The following is a 15,218-nucleotide window of genomic DNA, read 5'->3' as shown; positions in this document are numbered from 1 at the left end:
GTCGGCTCAGCGGAGGGCTTCGACGAGCTTCGGGGTCAGGTTGTCCAGGACGAACGGGATGCTGGACACCGTCGCCGACCCCAGCGCCATCGTGAGGTCGTAGTCGTCGAGCAGGACGAGGGAACCGCGCTTGGCCGCCGGGAGGTTGTTGAGCAGCGGGTCGTTGCGGACCGCTTCGACGTCGTTGGCCTTGGCCGTGGTGACGACGACGACGTCGGCGTCGAGCAGCGAGACCTGCTCCTTGCTGACCTTGACGTTGAACTTGCCGCCGCTGTCCATGCCCTCGATCGCCGGCGACAGCCGCAGCCCCAGCTGCTCCAGCAGCGCCGTGCGGGCGTCCTGCTTGGTGTAGGCGGCGTAGGTTCCCGCGGAGTCGGTGCGGACCACGACGTGCGTCTTGCCCTCGAAAGCCGGGTTGGCCCTGCGGGTCTCGTCGATCCGCGCCTGGGTCTGCTCGAGCAGCCGGGCGACCTCGGCCTGCTTGCCGAGGGCCTGGCCGATGGTCTCGGCCTGCACCCGCCAGTTGACGCCGTAGTCGATGGAGTTCGGCGGCTGGGCCACCACCGGGGCGAAGGTGCTCAGCCGGTTGTACTGCTCCTGCGTCAATGCGCTCTGCACGGCCAGGGTCGCCTCGGGCGCCAGGGCGATGACGCCCTCGACATCGACCTCGCTGCCGAAGACCTTCGGCCGCTGCCCGCCGAGCATCGGCTCGACCCACGGCCCGACGCCGCTCTCCCACGGTCCCCACTGGGTCAGACCGGCCGGGATCACGCCCAGCGGCAGCAGCACGTCGTGGTCGGTGATGCCCAGGCTGACCACGCGCTGCGGGGCCGCCTGGATGTCGGCCGCGCCGTAGCGGTTGGGGATGTGCACCGGGAACCCGGGGCCGGACGGGGTGGTCCCGCTCGGACCCGTGCCGCCGCCGCTGCACGCGGCCAGGCCCGCCGCAACGAGGCCGGTCGCGCCCGCCAGGAAGCCCCGACGGCCGATCACGCTGGGGGGAGGAGTCATAGCCGAAGTCCTTCATCGTCCGGTTCGGGCGGTTCACCCGAAGCTCTAGCGCAAGAGAGGCTAACCTAACTTACCCGCCGATCAACCCCTGGTCGATCGGTGAAACTGCTCACCGGCCTTCCAGTACGGTGGATCAAGATCGCCGATCACGGGAGTCGACGCCATGAGTTCCTTCGCCACCGGAATCCGCGCCCTGGGCTCCGGTCTGGGCATCATCCTGCGCAGCCCGAGGCTGCTGCTGCTCGGCGCGATCCCGGCTCTGATCAGTTCAGCGCTGCTGCTGGGGACGCTGGGAACGCTGCTCTACTACAGCGGCGACCTGACCGCCTGGATGACGCCGTTCGCCGACGGCTGGGCCGAGTTCGCCCGCACCGGCCTGCGGATCCTGCTCGGCGTCGCGCTCGTCGGGGCCGCCGCCGTGCTCGGGTCGATCTCGTTCATCGCGCTCACCCTGCTCATAGGCGGCCCGTTCTACGAGCACATCGCGGAGAAGGCCGAGCAGCAGCTGGGGCTGGACACCTCCGACGACGGCGCCGGGTTCGCCCGCCAGCTCGGCCGCGGCGTGCGGGACTCGATCAAGCTGGTGCTCGTGGCCCTGGCCGGGGCCGTCGTGCTGCTGATCATCGGGTTCATCCCGGTCGCGGGCCCGATCGCCGGGGCCGTGCTGGGCGCGCTGTTCGGCGCCTGGGTGATCGGTCTGGAGATGGTGGGCCTGGTGTTCCAGCGGCGCGGGCTGCCCTTCGGCGAACGCCACCGCAGGCTGCGCGAGCACAAGGCGATGGCGCTGGGCTTCGGCCTGCCCGCCTACCTGCTGTGCCTGGTGCCGGTGCTGCAGCTGATCGTCATCCCGGCGGCCGTGGTGGGCGGGACGCTGCTGGCGCACCGCGTTCTGGAACCGGTTACTCCGGGGTGATGTGGGGGTTCATCCGGCGGCCTAGAGTCGGGGTGTGACACAGCCCGTTGAGCCCGATGAGTCCTACCTGCGCGCGGTCGCCGCGGCCACCGAGAAGGCCGTGGCGTCGGCCGAGCCGCTGCGCTCCGCGCACGCCGGCGCCGATGAGGCGCTGCTGAGCGAGGCCGAGCGGTGGGTCACCGGGCACCGCGACGACCTGCTGGAGCTGAGCCACGACCTGCACGCGCACCCGGAGGAGGCCTACGCCGAGCACCGCTCGGTCGCCCAGGTCGCCGAGCTGCTGCGGGGCTTCGGGCACGACGTCGAGGTCGGCGTCGGCGGGCTGGACACCGCGCTGCGCACGAGCGTCGGCAGCGGCGGTCCGCACGTGGCGGTGCTGGCCGAGTACGACGCGCTGCCCGGCATCGGGCACGGCTGCGGCCACAACATCATCTGCTCGGCCGGTGCCGGCGGGTTCCTCGCCGCCGCCTCGGTCGCCGAGCGCACCGGCGGTCGCGTCAGCCTCGTCGGCACCCCGGCCGAGGAAGGCGGGGGCGGCAAGGAACACCTCGCCCGGGCAGGGGTTTTCGACGACGTCGACGCCGTGGTGATGCTGCACCCGTTCTCGCACGACATCGCCGCGCACCCGTTCCTCGGGCGCAGGCAGGTCGAGATCGTCTTCCACGGCGTGGCCGCGCACGCCTCGGCGCAGCCGTTCATGGGCCGCAACGCCCTCGACGCGGTCGTGGCCACCTACCAGGGCGTCGCGGCGATGCGCCAGCACATGCCCTCCACCGACCGCATCCACGGCGTCATCACCGACGGCGGCAAGCGGCCCAACGTGGTCCCCGACCGGGCCGCCGCGCTGTTCTACGTGCGCTCGGCCGAACCCGGTTCGCTGCAGGACCTCGCGCGGCGGGTGGAGTCGATCGCGCACGGCGCGGCCGGGATGACCGGCTGCGGTGTCGAGATCACCTGGGACCACAACCCCGCCTACCTGCCGATCCGGCACAACGACGCCCTCGCCGCCCGATGGGCGGTGCACCAGAGCAGGCGCGGCCGCACGGCGCTGCCGCGCGGCGTGGTGCCCGACTACCTGACCGGCTCGACGGACCTGGGCAACCTCAGCTTCCGGAAGCCCGCCATCCACCCGATGATCGGCCTGGGCGATCCCGGACTGTCCCTGCACACCGAGGGTTTCGCCGCCGCGGCGGGTTCCCCGGCGGGCGACGCGGCGGTGATCGACGGCGCGATCGGGCTCGCACTGACCACAGTGGACTACCTCGCCGACGGTGACCTCCGCGACGCGGTCAGTGACGAGTTCGAGACCGCCGGAGGAGTCCTCGACGTCCCGAACTACTTCTCCTGACCGCTAGGGTTGGCCGCGAACGGGCCTCCTAGTAGTTCGGATCTGGTGTGGACGAATTGGTGCGTAACGCCACCGCGCGGTTGCTCGACTCCGGCAACGTCGCGGCGCTGATCGCCGGGGTGGTCGCGCTCGTCCTGGTGCTCAACCGCAGCACCTGGTTACCTCTGCGCAACGTCGTGACCATCGCCCACGAGGGCGGGCACGCGGTCGTCGCGCTGCTCAGCGGCCGCAAGCTCAACGGCATCAGGCTGCACTCTGACACCTCCGGGCTGACCGTCTCCACCGGTCGCGCGCACGGGCCCGGCATGGTGTTCACCCTGGTCGCGGGCTACCCGGCGGTGTCGCTGCTGGGGCTGGGCGGCGCGTGGCTGGTCACCTCGGACCGCGAGAGCTGGATGCTGTGGGGCTGCATCGCGCTGCTGGCGCTGATGCTGCTCGCGGTGCGCAACGCCTACGGCGTGCTGTCGGTGGTGGTCACCGGCGGCGTGCTCGGGGCGGTGTCGTGGCTGGCCAGCCCCTCGTGGCAGGCGCTGTGCGCGGCCTTGCTGTGCTGGTTCCTGCTCATCGGAGGCCTGCGGCCGATCGGCGAGCTGGGGCGCAAGCGGCGCCGCGGACGCGCCGGGGACTCCGACGCCGACCAGCTCGCGCGGCTCACCGGCGCGCCCGCCGGGATGTGGATGCTGCTGTGGTACCTCGTCGGCCTGGTGTCGCTGGTCGTCGGCGGGTTCTGGCTGCTGCTGATGCCGCAGGTGTAGGTGGGCGTCGGCACCATTTCTTGCCGCGCGCTCGGATTTCTAGCAGCATCGCGGCGTGACGACTGCGAATGCTTTGGGTGGCAAGTTCCCGCTGGACGCGGGCCTGACGGTCAACCGCGTCGGGTTCGGTGCGATGCAGCTGGCCGGGCCGGGGGTCTTCGGCCCGCCCGCCGACCGGGACCGGGCGCTGGCGGTCCTGCGGCGCGCCGTCGAGCTCGGCATCGACCACATCGACACCAGCGACTTCTACGGCCCGTGGGTGGTCAACGAGCTCATCGCCGAGGCGCTGCACCCCTACGAGTCGCACCTGGTGCTGGCCACCAAGATCGGCGCCTACCGCGACGACAAGGCGAACTGGCTGCCGCTGAACCACCCGGACGCGCTGCGCTCGCAGGTCCACGACAACCTGCGCCGCCTCCAGGTCGACGCCCTCGACCTGGTCTACCTGCGCGACATGGGCCCGCAGGCCGGCATCGCCTTCGCCGACCAGGTCGGCGCGCTGCACGAGCTCAAGGAGCAGGGCCTGATCCGCAACATCGGACTGTCCAACGTGGAGCTCGACCACTTCGAGGAGGCCCGGTCGATCACCACGATCGCCTCGGTGCAGAACCTCTTCAACGTCGTCAACCGCACCTCGGCAGCGCTGCTGCACGCCACCACCGAAGCCGAGGTCGCGTTCGTCCCGTTCTTCCCGCTGGGCTCCGGTTTCGCCGACAGCCGGGCGCGCGGCGACGACGCGCTCGCGGCGATCGCCGACAAGCACGGCGCCACCCAGGCCCAGGTGTCGCTGGCCTGGCTGCTGCACCACGCCTGCAACATCCTGCTCATCCCCGGCACCTCCTCGGTCGCGCACCTGGAGGAGAACACCGCGGCCGGCGCCCTGGTGCTCGACGAGGACGACACCGCGAAGCTCGACGCGTTGGTCGCCGACGGGGAAACGCTCGAAGAAGCGCACTGATCGCGGGCAGGTTGATCGATCCCGATGCGGCGGCCGTGGCTACCGGACGGCGCGCGCCCGGTACTCTGTGCGAGTGCGCGCCGTCGGGGAGGCGCGGGCAACCGATTCGCTTCGCCAGGCTGACGCTGACGGACGGGTGAGATGACCGAGGGTGATCCGGACGGGCTACCTCCGGAAACCGGGTGGCGCGACGACGTCGCGCGCCGCTGGGCCGCCGAGTTGAGCACCACCTCCTACCTGCCCCTCCCGCGCGAGGACGTCGTGAAGTCCCTGGCGGACCTGCTCGACCAGCTCGTCCTCGCGCTCGCCGATCCCGAGAAGGCCGCCGAGGTCGGGCGCGTCGTGGGCGCTCGGCTCGTCGAGATCCGGGCCACCGGCGAGGAAAGCCTGTCGGTGAGCCTGAGAGTCCTTCAGGACGCGCTGCTCTCGGACGGCGTCGAGGTCGACGCGCTGCTGTCGGTGCTCACCGAGGTCGCCGCCGGGTACGCCGCCGCAGACCGGGAGAATACCTTCGCCCAGCAGGAAACCCTGAACAAGGCGCTGCTGTCCTCCAAGCTCAAGACCGACCGGGAGCTCAAGGCCAGCGAGGCCCGCTTCAGCGAGGTGTTCACCTCCACCCCGATCGGCGTCGCCATCACCGACCTCGACGGCCGGTTCGTGCAGGTCAACCCGGCGTTCGAGCGGCTGCTCGGGTATCACGAGAACGATCTGGCGCCGATGTGCATCGACCGGCTCTTCCACCCCGAGGACGCCGAGTACCTCAGCGCCTCCTACCGAGAGCTCGTCGAGGGCGCGAGCTCCACGCGGCTCAGCGACCGCAAGCGCCTGGTGCGCGCGGACGGCGAGCCCGCCTGGTGCTACCTGGGCGTGTCGGTGCTGCACGGCGCCGACGGGACTCCCTGCGGCGTGGTCACGATGGTCGAGGACATCACCGAACTGCACCTGCTGCAGGACCGCTTCCAGCACCAGGCCCTGCACGACGCGCTCACCGGCCTGCCCAACCGGGGCTTCTTCCAGACCCGGCTGGAGGCGGCGCTGGTCAACCTGCCGCGCGACGCGCGCCTGGCGCTGTACCAGCTGGGCCTGGACGGGTTCGAGCTGATCAACGACGGGCTCGGCTACGCCGTCGGCGACCAGCTGATCCGCACCGTCGCGCGCCGGCTGGAGCACCTCGTCGAGGACGAGGAGGCGCTGGTGTCGCGGTTCGGCGGCACCGAGTTCGCGCTGCTGATCTGGGAGCAGGCCGACAGCCCGTCGGTGCCGGTGATGACGCAGCTGATCAACGAGATGCTCGCCGAGCCCGTCTACGTCGGCGGTCGCGGCATCGCGGCCACCGCCAGCATCGGCGTGGTGCAGCGGACCGTCGGGGAGGCCGACGCGGCGAACCTGCTGTGGGCCGCCGACGTCGCGCTGCGCCGCGCGGAGGCTGCGGGCAAGCGGCAGTGGGCGCTGTTCGACCCCGACCTGGCGCCGGAGGAGCGCGAGGAGAGCCAGCTCGCGGCGATCATGCCCGGCGGGCTGGAGATGGGCGAGTTCGACGTGGTCTACCGCCCGTCGATCCGGTTGTCCGGCCGCGAGCTGTGCACGATGGAAGCCGAGTTCCGCTGGGACACGGGGGATTTCGGCGTCATCGAGCACGCCGACTGCCTGCGGCTGGCGGAGCGCTCCGGGGTGACGCTGTCGATGCGCGACTGGATGCTGCAGACCGCCTGGCAGCACCTGGCCGACTGGCACGCCGACGGCCACCGGGTGGCGCTGTCGGTGTCGCTGAGCCCGAACCAGGGCCGCGACCCGGACCTGGCGGCGGTGGTGCACAAGATCCTCGACGAGTCCGAGCTGGACCCGAGCTGGCTGCGGTTGTGCCTGCCGATCGCGGCGATCAGCGAGAACGAGGAAGCCCGGGAGAACCTGCGGCACCTGCGCTCGCGCGGCATCCGCGCCTCGCTGCACGACTTCACCGGATCGCCGGGGGAGCTGCGGCTGCTGCGCGAGATGCCGGTCGACTCGGTGCGGCTCTCGCCCGACGTGATCCGCCTGGTGCACGCGGCCGAGTCGCCGGACGTGCCCGAGATCCAGGCGCTGCGCGCGCTGATCCCGCTGCTGGGCGACGTCCGGTTGTGCGTCGACCACGTCGAGACCGAGGAGCAGCTGGCGCTGTGGCGCGACGTCGGCTGCCTCGTGGCCGCGGGCCCGCTCTTCGGGCAACCGCTGCTGTCCTTCGACGTCCCGGCCGCCCTGGCCTGACACGACAGCAGGCCCCCACCGCGCGGTGAGGGCCTGCCGTCGTCTCGATCAGTTCTCGTAGACCGGCTGGGTCTGCGGGTTGAACTCCTCGTAGCGGACCTTCTTGGCCGAATCCGTGCGCGGGTCACGCAGGTCCAGCACGTCCAGGCCCTCCTGGATGCCGCTGGAGTAGATGTGGCCGTTGTAGTAGTACGCCGACCACGATCCCGCCAGCTGCAGCTGGTTCGGGTCGAACGGCGAGCGGTCGAAGTGCGCGATCTCCTGCGGCTTGGTGGAGTCGGTGAAGTCGAACACCGAGATCCCGCCCTGGTACCAGGCCTGGACCATGAAGTCCCCGCCCGCGACCGGGATCAGCGATCCGTTGTGCGCCACGCAGTTCTCGGTGTCGGCCTGCTGCCGCGGGATCTTGTAGTAGCTCTTGAACTCCAGCTTCGAGTCCGCGCCCGAGCCGGTGATGTCGTAGATGCCGTTGGCGCCGCGCACCGGGCCGGTGGCCTCGTTGCAGGTCGCCGCCCCGCCACCGCCGAGCTCGTCGGTGAACACGACCTTGGTGCCCTCGTTGTTGAAGGTGGCGCTGTGCCAGAACGCGAAGTTCTCGTCGTCGCGGACCTGGTTGATCACCCGCGGCTTCTCCCGGTCGGAGATGTCGAACAGCACGCCGTCACCCATGCACGCGCCCGCCGCGAGGTCCTTGGCGGGGAACACCGTGATGTCGTGGCAGCCGGTGGTCTCGCTGATGCCGTCCGGGGCGCCGGGGTTGCCGCCGTCCGGGAACAGCACCGGGGCGTCGACCAGCTGCGGCGAGGCCGGATCGGCCAGCGGCACCTTGATGATGGAGATCTTGTCGTGCGGCGGCTGGCAGTTCGGGAACTCCGCCTTCGGGCCGTAGGACGAGACGTAGAGGTAGACGTTCTCGCCGGTCTTGTCCGGCACGAGGGTGTGGGTGTGCGAACCGCAGTCGGTCGCGATCGCCGAGACGTAGCGCGGCTTGGCCGGGTCGCTGATGTCGAAGACCTTCATGCCCTCCCACCCGTTGGGGTCGGCGGCGTCGGTCTCCTCGCTGGTGCAGGTGTTGTTGGTGCGCGGGTAGTCCGTCGAGACGAACAGCAGGTTCCCCGACACCGACATGTCGCCCTGGCCGCCCGGGCACTGGACCTGGGTGACGATGCGGGGCTTCTTCGGGTCGGCGATGTCGTAGACGACGAAGCCGTCGTAGTTGCCGACGTAGGCGATGTCCTGCTTGAACGCGATGTCCGTGCCGTAGGCCTCCAGGGTGTTGAACGGGGCCTGCTTGGGCAGGTTCGCGAGGTGGTCGACGTTCTCGCTCTTGTCGATCTCGGAGCTCGGCGCCGTCACCTGCTGGGCGGAGTACTGCTCGGGGCCGTCGCTGGGCGGGGTCGCGGCGGTCGCGGGCGCGAGCGACAGGCTCAGCGCCAGCACGCCGATCGCGGCTCCCAGCACGCGTTTCCGGCCGGTTGAGTGAAGGAACAAAGCCGATCCACCCCCTGGTTCGGATGCCGGCGCCGCCTTCCGGGCGACCGCCGACAGCGGTTCCGGTGACCGCGTTCACCCAGTATCGTGTTGCCGGATTACGGCTGAAATAGGCTTTTTCGGCGGTTTTTTCACGGTTTTCCCAGAAGGGGCGGAAATGGCGCGGAAGTCGGTGCTGGGAATCCTGCTGGTCGCGGGCGTCGTCGCGGGGTGTTCGGCCGAGCCGGAGGCCCCGGCCGGGCCGCCGGTCGTGCAGCCGGGCGCGCCGGGCGACGAGCCCCGGGTGGTCGCCAGTGCCGCGCCGGACCGGGGCGGGGCGAGCCGGGTCGAGGTCGACTACCTGCGGAACATGATCGCCCACCACGAGCAGGCCGTGGAGATGACCGCCTTGACGCCCGAGCGCGCGCAGAACGCGAAGCTGCGCTCGCTGTCGGACCGCATCGGCGGCGCGCAGGGCCCGGAGATCGGGATGATGCGCGGCTGGCTGAGCAGCCACGGCGCCGAGCACGCCGGTCACGCCGAGCACGGGGGCCACGACCACGCGACGATGCCGGGCATGGCCACGCCCGAGCAGCTGGCCCGGCTCGCGGCCTCCCGGGGAGCCGACTACGACCGGCTGTTCCTGCAGCTGATGATCGCCCACCACGAGGGCGCGCTCACGATGGCGACCCAGCTGCTCACCACCGGCCGAGACGAGCAGGTCCACGAGATGGCCCAAGACACCCTCGTCACCCAACAGGACGAGATCACCACAATGCGAGCCCTGCAGCAGGAGATCGGCTAGGCCTTGAGGGCGGCCTGCACGATCGCGAGGGCTTCGCTCTTCGGGATGCCCAGCGCGTGGGTGATCTGCGCGTAGGTCGCCGCGGCTTCGGCGGCCCGCGCGGCGGCCTGGTCTCCCGCGTCGCTGACGAAAGTACCGGCCCGGCCGCGGGTTTCGATCAACCCGGCCTGTTCGAGCTCCCGGTAGGCCTTCGCCGCGGTGTTCGCCGCGATCCCCAGCTCGGCGGCCAGCGCCCGCACGGTCGGCAGCTTCTCACCGACCGCCAGCTCACCGGCGTTGATCTGCTCGGCGATGCTCGACCGCACCTGCTCGAAGGGCGGCACCTCGGAGTCCGGATCAACACTGATCCGCATGCGCTCACCGTCCCGATTCACCCGACACGACGTCCTGTCCCACCCAGTATCGGCTCCTCCCGACCCGAACCTTCGCCCGGGGCCACGCTGGGGTGACCCGATTACTCCGGTATTCGGGTACCCGATTACGGCGGTATTCCGCGTCCTGCACGGAAAACTCCGGTAATCCGTGACCGGAATACCGGAGCAATCGGGAACCCGAACGCGGGAGGGGCCGGTTGCGGAGGGGATTTCAGGTTTTGCGGAAGGTGTTGAGGAGGGTTTGGGCCGCTTGGCCCGGGGGGAGGGTGCCGTCGGCGACCTGGGATTCGAGGGTGGGGAGGATCGACTGGATCTCCGGGTCGTGGGTGAGGTCGGAGATGAGCTGGTCCCGGACCAGCGACCAGGTCCACTCGATCTGCTGACGGCTGCGCTTGGCCGCGAGTTCGCCGGTTTGCGAGAGGGTTTCGCGGTGTTGCTCGACCTGGTCCCAGAGGGTGTCCAGGCCCAGCGACTGCAAACCGCTGCAGGTGAGCACCGGGGGAGTCCAGGAGGAGCTGACCGGGGTGAGCAGGCGCAGCGCGCCGCGCAGTTCGCGGGCGGCCTTCTTCGCCTCGGTCGCGTGCTCGCCGTCGGCCTTGTTGACCGCGATGATGTCGGCGAGCTCCAGCACGCCCTTCTTGATGCCCTGCAGCTGGTCGCCGGTGCGGGCCAGCGACAGCAGCAGGAAGCAGTCCACCATCCCGGCCACCGTCACCTCGGACTGCCCGACGCCGACGGTCTCCACCAGCACCACGTCGTACCCGGCGGCCTCCATCAGCAGGATCGTCTCGCGCGTGGCGCGCGCGACCCCGCCGAGCGTGCCCGCCGACGGCGAGGGCCGCACGAACGCCGACGGGTCCGAGGCGAGCCGTCCCATCCGGGTCTTGTCGCCGAGGATGCTGCCGCCGCTGCGCGTCGACGACGGGTCCACCGCCAGCACCGCGACCCGATGCCCCCGCTCGGTGAGCATCGAGCCCAGCGCCTCGATGAACGTCGACTTGCCCACGCCGGGCACACCGGTGATGCCGACCCGGTGCGCCCCGCCGCTGTGCGGGAGCAGCTCGGTGAGCAGGTCCTGCGTGAGCCGGCGGTGGTCGGCGCGGGTGGACTCCACCAGGGTGATGGCCTGCGCGAGCTTGGTGCGCGAGCCGTCGAGGACGCCCTTGGCGTAGTCGTGGATGTCGATCTGTCGTGGCATCAGTGCTCGAGGCGGTCGCGGAGTTCCTGCAGGAGTCCGGAGGCGGCGTCGGCGATGACGGTGCCGGGCGGGAAGATCGCCGAGGCACCGGCCTGGCGCAGCGCGTCGAAGTCGGCGGGCGGGATGACGCCGCCGACGACGATCATGATGTCGTCCCGGCCGATCGCCGCTAGCTCCTCGCGCAGCGCGGGCACCAGGGTGAGGTGACCGGCGGCGAGGCTGGAGACCCCGACGATGTGCACGTCGGCCTCGGCGGCCTGGCGCGCGACCTCGGTGGGGGTCTGGAACAGCGGGCCCACGTCGACGTCGAAGCCGAGGTCGGCGAAGGCGGTGGCGATGACCTTCTGGCCGCGGTCGTGGCCGTCCTGGCCCATCTTGGCGACGAGGATGCGCGGCCGGCGGCCTTCGGCCTCGGCGAAGGCGTCGACCTGCTCGCGGGCCGATTCCAGCTGCTCGGACGGGCCCGATTCCTCCCGGTACACGCCGGAGATCGTACGGATCTGGCCGGAGTGGCGGCCGAAGACCTTCTCCAGCGCGTCGGAGATCTCCCCGACGGTGGCCTTGGCACGGGCGGCGTCGACGGCCAGCGCGAGCAGGTTGTGCCCGAGGTCGTTGGGGCGGTCCTCGGACAGCGAGGCCTCGGCGGCGCCGGTGAGCTTGCGCAGCGCGTCCTCGCAGGCCTGCGAGTCCCGCTCCTCCCGCAACCGGCGCAGCTTCTCCAGCTGCTGGTTGCGGACGTCGGCGTTGTCGACCTTGAGGACCTCGATCTGCTCGTCGCCGTCGTAGCGGTACTTGTTGACGCCGATGAGCGGCTGGCGGCCGGAGTCGATGCGCGCCTGGGTGCGGGCGGCGGCCTCCTCGATGCGCAGCTTGGGGATGCCCGCGTCGATGGCCTGGGCCATGCCGCCGGCGTCCTCGACCTCGGTGATGTGCGCCCAGGCGCGCTCGGCGAGGTCCTGGGTGAGGCGTTCCAGGTAGTAGCTGCCGCCCCACGGGTCGATGACCCGGGTGGTGCCGGACTCCTGCTGCAGCACCAGCTGGGTGTTGCGGGCGATGCGCGCGGAGAAGTCCGTCGGCAGCGCCAGGGCCTCGTCGAGGGCGTTGGTGTGCAGCGACTGGGTGTGGCCCTGGGTGGCGGCCATCGCCTCGACGCAGGTGCGGGCGACGTTGTTGTAGACGTCCTGGGCGGTCAGCGACCAGCCGGAGGTCTGCGAATGGGTGCGCAACGACAGCGATTTCGGGTTCTCCGGGCCGAACTGCTTGACCAGCTTCGACCAGAGCAGCCGCGCGGCGCGCAGTTTCGCGACCTCCATCGCGAAGTTCATGCCGATGCCCCAGAAGAACGACAGCCGGGGCGCGAAGGAGTCGATGTCCAGCCCGGCCTGCCTGCCCGCCCGCAGGTACTCCACGCCGTCGGCGAGGGTGTAGGCCAGCTCCAGGTCGGCCGTGGCCCCGGCCTCCTGGATGTGGTAGCCGGAGATGGAGATCGAGTTGAACTTCGGCATCTTCTGGCTGGTGTAGGAGAAGATGTCGGAGATGATCCGCATCGACGGCTGCGGCGGGTAGATGTAGGTGTTGCGGACCATGAACTCCTTGAGGATGTCGTTCTGGATGGTCCCGGCCAGCTGCTCCGGTGCAACGCCTTGTTCTTCGGCGGCGACGATGTAGAGCGCCATGACCGGCAGCACCGCGCCGTTCATGGTCATCGACACGCTCATCTTGTCCAGCGGGATGCCGTCGAAGAGCTGCCGCATGTCCAGGATCGAGTCGATCGCCACGCCCGCCATGCCCACGTCGCCGCCGACGCGCGGGTGGTCGGAGTCGTAGCCGCGGTGGGTGGCCAGGTCGAACGCGACCGACAGGCCCTTCTGCCCGGCGGCGAGGTTGCGCCGGTAGAAGGCGTTGGAGGCCTCCGCGGTGGAGAAACCCGCGTACTGGCGCACGGTCCACGGCTGGTTGACGTACATCGTCGGGTAGGGGCCGCGCAGGAACGGCGCCAGACCCGGGTAGGTCGACAGGAAGTCCAGACCGTCCACATCGGACGAGGTGTAGAGCGGCTGGACGTCGATGCCCTCCGGGGCCTCCCACGCCAGCGCGTCGGACTCCTTGCCGGTGGCCGCCAGCACCTCCGACCGCCACCGCTCCTCGTCGGCCTGCGACGGCGAATCCAGCGGGATTTCGGCGAAGTTCGGGATCTGCGTCATCGTCGGACTCCCAACTCGGCGTGCACGGACTCGAGAACGGTCAGCGCGTCGCACCCGGCGTGCACGTAGCCGTCGACGTCGGCGTGGTCGCTCGGTTTTCCTGCCAGCAGGACCAGTTTCACCCCGGCCTGCTTGAGGGCCTTCGCGGTCTCCGCCGCGCGCTCGGCGTAGAGCCCGTCGCTGGAGCACAGGCACGCCACCGGCGAACCGGTGTAGGCGGCCACCACCGCGTCGACGTCATCGGTCGGCCCGGCCTCGGTGGCGTCGAGACCACCGGCGGCGAACAGGTTGCGGGCGAACGAGGCGCGCGCGTTGTGCGCGGCCAGCGGCCCGAGCGTGGCGAGGAAGACCGACGGCCGCTGCGCCCGCCGGTCCGCGGCGTCGCGCAGCGCCTCGAAGTCCTCGGCGTAGCGGTGCACCGGCAGGCCCCCGCCGGGCTGCTGCGGCGCCGGAGTGCGCTCCAGGGGCTTCTCGTCCAGGTTCGGGAACTCGCTGACGCCGGTGATCGCGTCGGTGCGGTGGGCGATCGCGTCGCGGCGCCGCTCCCAGGTGTCGGCGATCTCCTCGCTCACCAGCCCGGAGGCCAAGGCCTCCGGCAGCCCGCCGACGGCCTCGATGCGCTGGAACCAGGACCAGGCCTTGCGGGCCAGCTCGTCGGTCAGCGACTCGACGTACCAGGAACCGCCCGCCGGGTCGATGACCTGCGCCAGGTGCGACTCCTCCAGCAGCAGCGCCTGGGTGTTGCGGGCGATCCGGCGGGAGAACTCGTCCGGCAGGCCGATCGCGGCGTCGAACGGCAGCGTCGTCACCGACTGGGCCCCGCCCACACCCGCGGCGAAGGTGGCGATGGTGCCGCGCAGCATGTTCACCCACGGGTCGCGGCGGGTCAGCATCGCCTGCGAGGTCACCGCGTGCTGCACCTGCGCCCGCGCCCGCTCGCTCACCCCGGAGGAGCGCGCGACCTGCTCCCACAGCCGCCGCGCGGCGCGGAACTTGGCGATGGTGAGGAACTGGTCGGCGGTCGCGGCGTAGCGGAACTCCAGCTGGCCCGCGGCGGCGTCCACGTCCAGGCCCGCCTCGGTCAGCCACCGCAGGTAGGTCACCCCGGCCGCCAGCGAGCAGCCCAGCTCCTCGGCGTCGGAACCCCCGGCGTCGTGGTACGGCAGCGCGTCCACGGTGATCGCCCGCAGCTGCGGGAACTCGCCCGCGCAGCGGCGGGCCAGCTCGACCGCGCCGTCGCGGTCACCGGCCTGATCGGTGCGCGCCTGCACGCCCAGCGGATCGGCGCCGAGGTTGCCGCGCAGCTCACCCGCGGGCACGCCCTGCTCGGCGGCCAGCGCCAGGAACGCCTTCGCGGCCGCCGCGGTCTCCGCACCCGCGTCCAGGCTCACCGTGATCATGTCCAGGTGCACGCCGTTGAGGGCGTCCGGCAGGTCGTCGATCGCGATCCCCGCCGCGCCCGCGCGCAGCCACAGCGACGACACGCCGTTGTGGAGGTCGGCCAGCACCTCGCGGTTGGTCTCCGCCGCGTCGGGGTGCTCGTGGCGCTGCCGCACCTCCCAGCCCTCGGCCACCCCGCCCTGCGGGCGGCTGCCGCGCACGAACGGCGCCAAACCCGGCAGCCCCGGGTCGCCCGGCGCCTCGGTGTAGAGCGGGTGGATCCGGATGCCGTCGTGGGTCGTGGAGTCCAGCACGGCCTCGACCGGGCCCGCTGGTGGCTCCTCGCCGACCAAGCCGGATCGTTTCAGCACCTTGTGGACCTGGGATTGCCACTGCTCACGGCTCGGCTCCGGGAACTCCGCCGCCAAAGGCAGGTCCGGACGGCCGCCGCTCGTCGTCGAGTGCGCCACCATAAAGAGGATGGTAAGCCGCTATTTGGGAACTGAAACCGATCATTGATGTGACACGTGTCTCGGGTTGAGTAAACAGTGTTCACCC

General features: G+C 71.0%; 12 protein-coding genes. 6 read left to right on the top strand and 6 right to left on the bottom strand.

Going from position 1 to position 15,218, the window contains the following annotated elements; genetic code table 11:
* Positions 1-6: 6 nt before the first annotated feature.
* The gene (locus tag BM424_RS01110) at positions 7-1,011 is read right to left on the bottom strand and encodes an iron-siderophore ABC transporter substrate-binding protein (RefSeq protein WP_093413012.1); all 1,005 of its coding nucleotides are present in this window, start codon (positions 1,009-1,011) and stop codon (positions 7-9) included.
* Between the two features lie 163 nt (positions 1,012-1,174).
* Here BM424_RS01110 and BM424_RS01105 point away from each other — a divergent pair, with 163 nt between their 5' ends.
* The 5 genes from BM424_RS01105 to BM424_RS01085 all read left to right on the top strand — a co-directional run bounded on the left by BM424_RS01105 (position 1,175) and on the right by BM424_RS01085 (position 7,229).
* Positions 1,175-1,924, top strand: coding sequence for an EI24 domain-containing protein (locus BM424_RS01105; RefSeq protein WP_093413011.1), 750 nt, complete (start codon positions 1,175-1,177; stop codon positions 1,922-1,924).
* A 34-nt stretch (positions 1,925-1,958) separates the two neighbouring features.
* Entirely contained in the window at positions 1,959-3,272 is a 1,314-nt protein-coding gene (locus BM424_RS01100; RefSeq protein ID WP_093413009.1) for a M20 family metallopeptidase, read from the top strand.
* 59 nt (positions 3,273-3,331) lie between these two features.
* On the top strand, positions 3,332-4,027 hold the full coding sequence (locus BM424_RS01095) for a M50 family metallopeptidase (RefSeq protein ID WP_245775529.1): 696 nt from the start codon (positions 3,332-3,334) through the stop codon (positions 4,025-4,027).
* Between the two features lie 55 nt (positions 4,028-4,082).
* Positions 4,083-4,985, top strand: coding sequence for an oxidoreductase (locus BM424_RS01090; protein ID WP_093413006.1), 903 nt, complete (start codon positions 4,083-4,085; stop codon positions 4,983-4,985).
* A gap of 141 nt (positions 4,986-5,126) precedes the next feature.
* Positions 5,127-7,229, top strand: coding sequence for a putative bifunctional diguanylate cyclase/phosphodiesterase (locus BM424_RS01085; protein ID WP_093413004.1), 2,103 nt, complete (start codon positions 5,127-5,129; stop codon positions 7,227-7,229).
* A gap of 48 nt (positions 7,230-7,277) precedes the next feature.
* Here BM424_RS01085 and BM424_RS01080 read toward each other — a convergent pair whose 3' ends face one another.
* Positions 7,278-8,690: an LVIVD repeat-containing protein gene (locus BM424_RS01080; protein WP_245775528.1), complete on the bottom strand. Its 1,413-nt coding sequence runs from the start codon at positions 8,688-8,690 to the stop codon at positions 7,278-7,280.
* A 187-nt stretch (positions 8,691-8,877) separates the two neighbouring features.
* Between BM424_RS01080 and BM424_RS01075 the strand changes: the two genes are divergently transcribed.
* A complete protein-coding gene (locus BM424_RS01075) occupies positions 8,878-9,504 on the top strand; it encodes a DUF305 domain-containing protein (protein WP_139273982.1) in 627 nt (208 codons plus the stop codon).
* Here BM424_RS01075 and BM424_RS01070 read toward each other — a convergent pair.
* From BM424_RS01070 to mutA, 4 genes are all read right to left on the bottom strand, one after another.
* Positions 9,501-9,857: a GntR family transcriptional regulator gene (locus BM424_RS01070; RefSeq protein WP_093414514.1), complete on the bottom strand. Its 357-nt coding sequence runs from the start codon at positions 9,855-9,857 to the stop codon at positions 9,501-9,503. The two genes, BM424_RS01075 and BM424_RS01070, sit on opposite strands and share 4 nt — an antisense overlap.
* Before the next feature lie 232 nt (positions 9,858-10,089).
* Positions 10,090-11,076: a methylmalonyl Co-A mutase-associated GTPase MeaB gene (gene meaB, locus BM424_RS01065; protein ID WP_093413000.1), complete on the bottom strand. Its 987-nt coding sequence runs from the start codon at positions 11,074-11,076 to the stop codon at positions 10,090-10,092.
* The gene (gene scpA, locus BM424_RS01060) at positions 11,076-13,280 is read right to left on the bottom strand and encodes a methylmalonyl-CoA mutase (RefSeq protein WP_093412999.1); all 2,205 of its coding nucleotides are present in this window, start codon (positions 13,278-13,280) and stop codon (positions 11,076-11,078) included. The genes meaB and scpA overlap by 1 nt, the downstream gene beginning before the upstream one ends.
* Positions 13,277-15,133 carry a methylmalonyl-CoA mutase small subunit gene (gene mutA / locus BM424_RS01055; protein WP_093412997.1) on the bottom strand — a complete coding sequence of 619 codons (1,857 nt, stop codon included), beginning with the start codon at positions 15,131-15,133 and terminating at the stop codon, positions 13,277-13,279. Before mutA ends, scpA begins: the two co-directional genes overlap by 4 nt.
* Between the last annotated feature and the right edge of the window lie 85 nt (positions 15,134-15,218).

Origin of the sequence: Saccharopolyspora flava (genome assembly GCF_900116135.1) — a bacterium.
Lineage (GTDB): Bacteria > Actinomycetota > Actinomycetes > Mycobacteriales > Pseudonocardiaceae > Saccharopolyspora > Saccharopolyspora flava.
The sequence above is the reverse complement of the archived record's forward strand: the minus strand, read 5'-3'. Positions and strand labels throughout refer to the sequence as shown.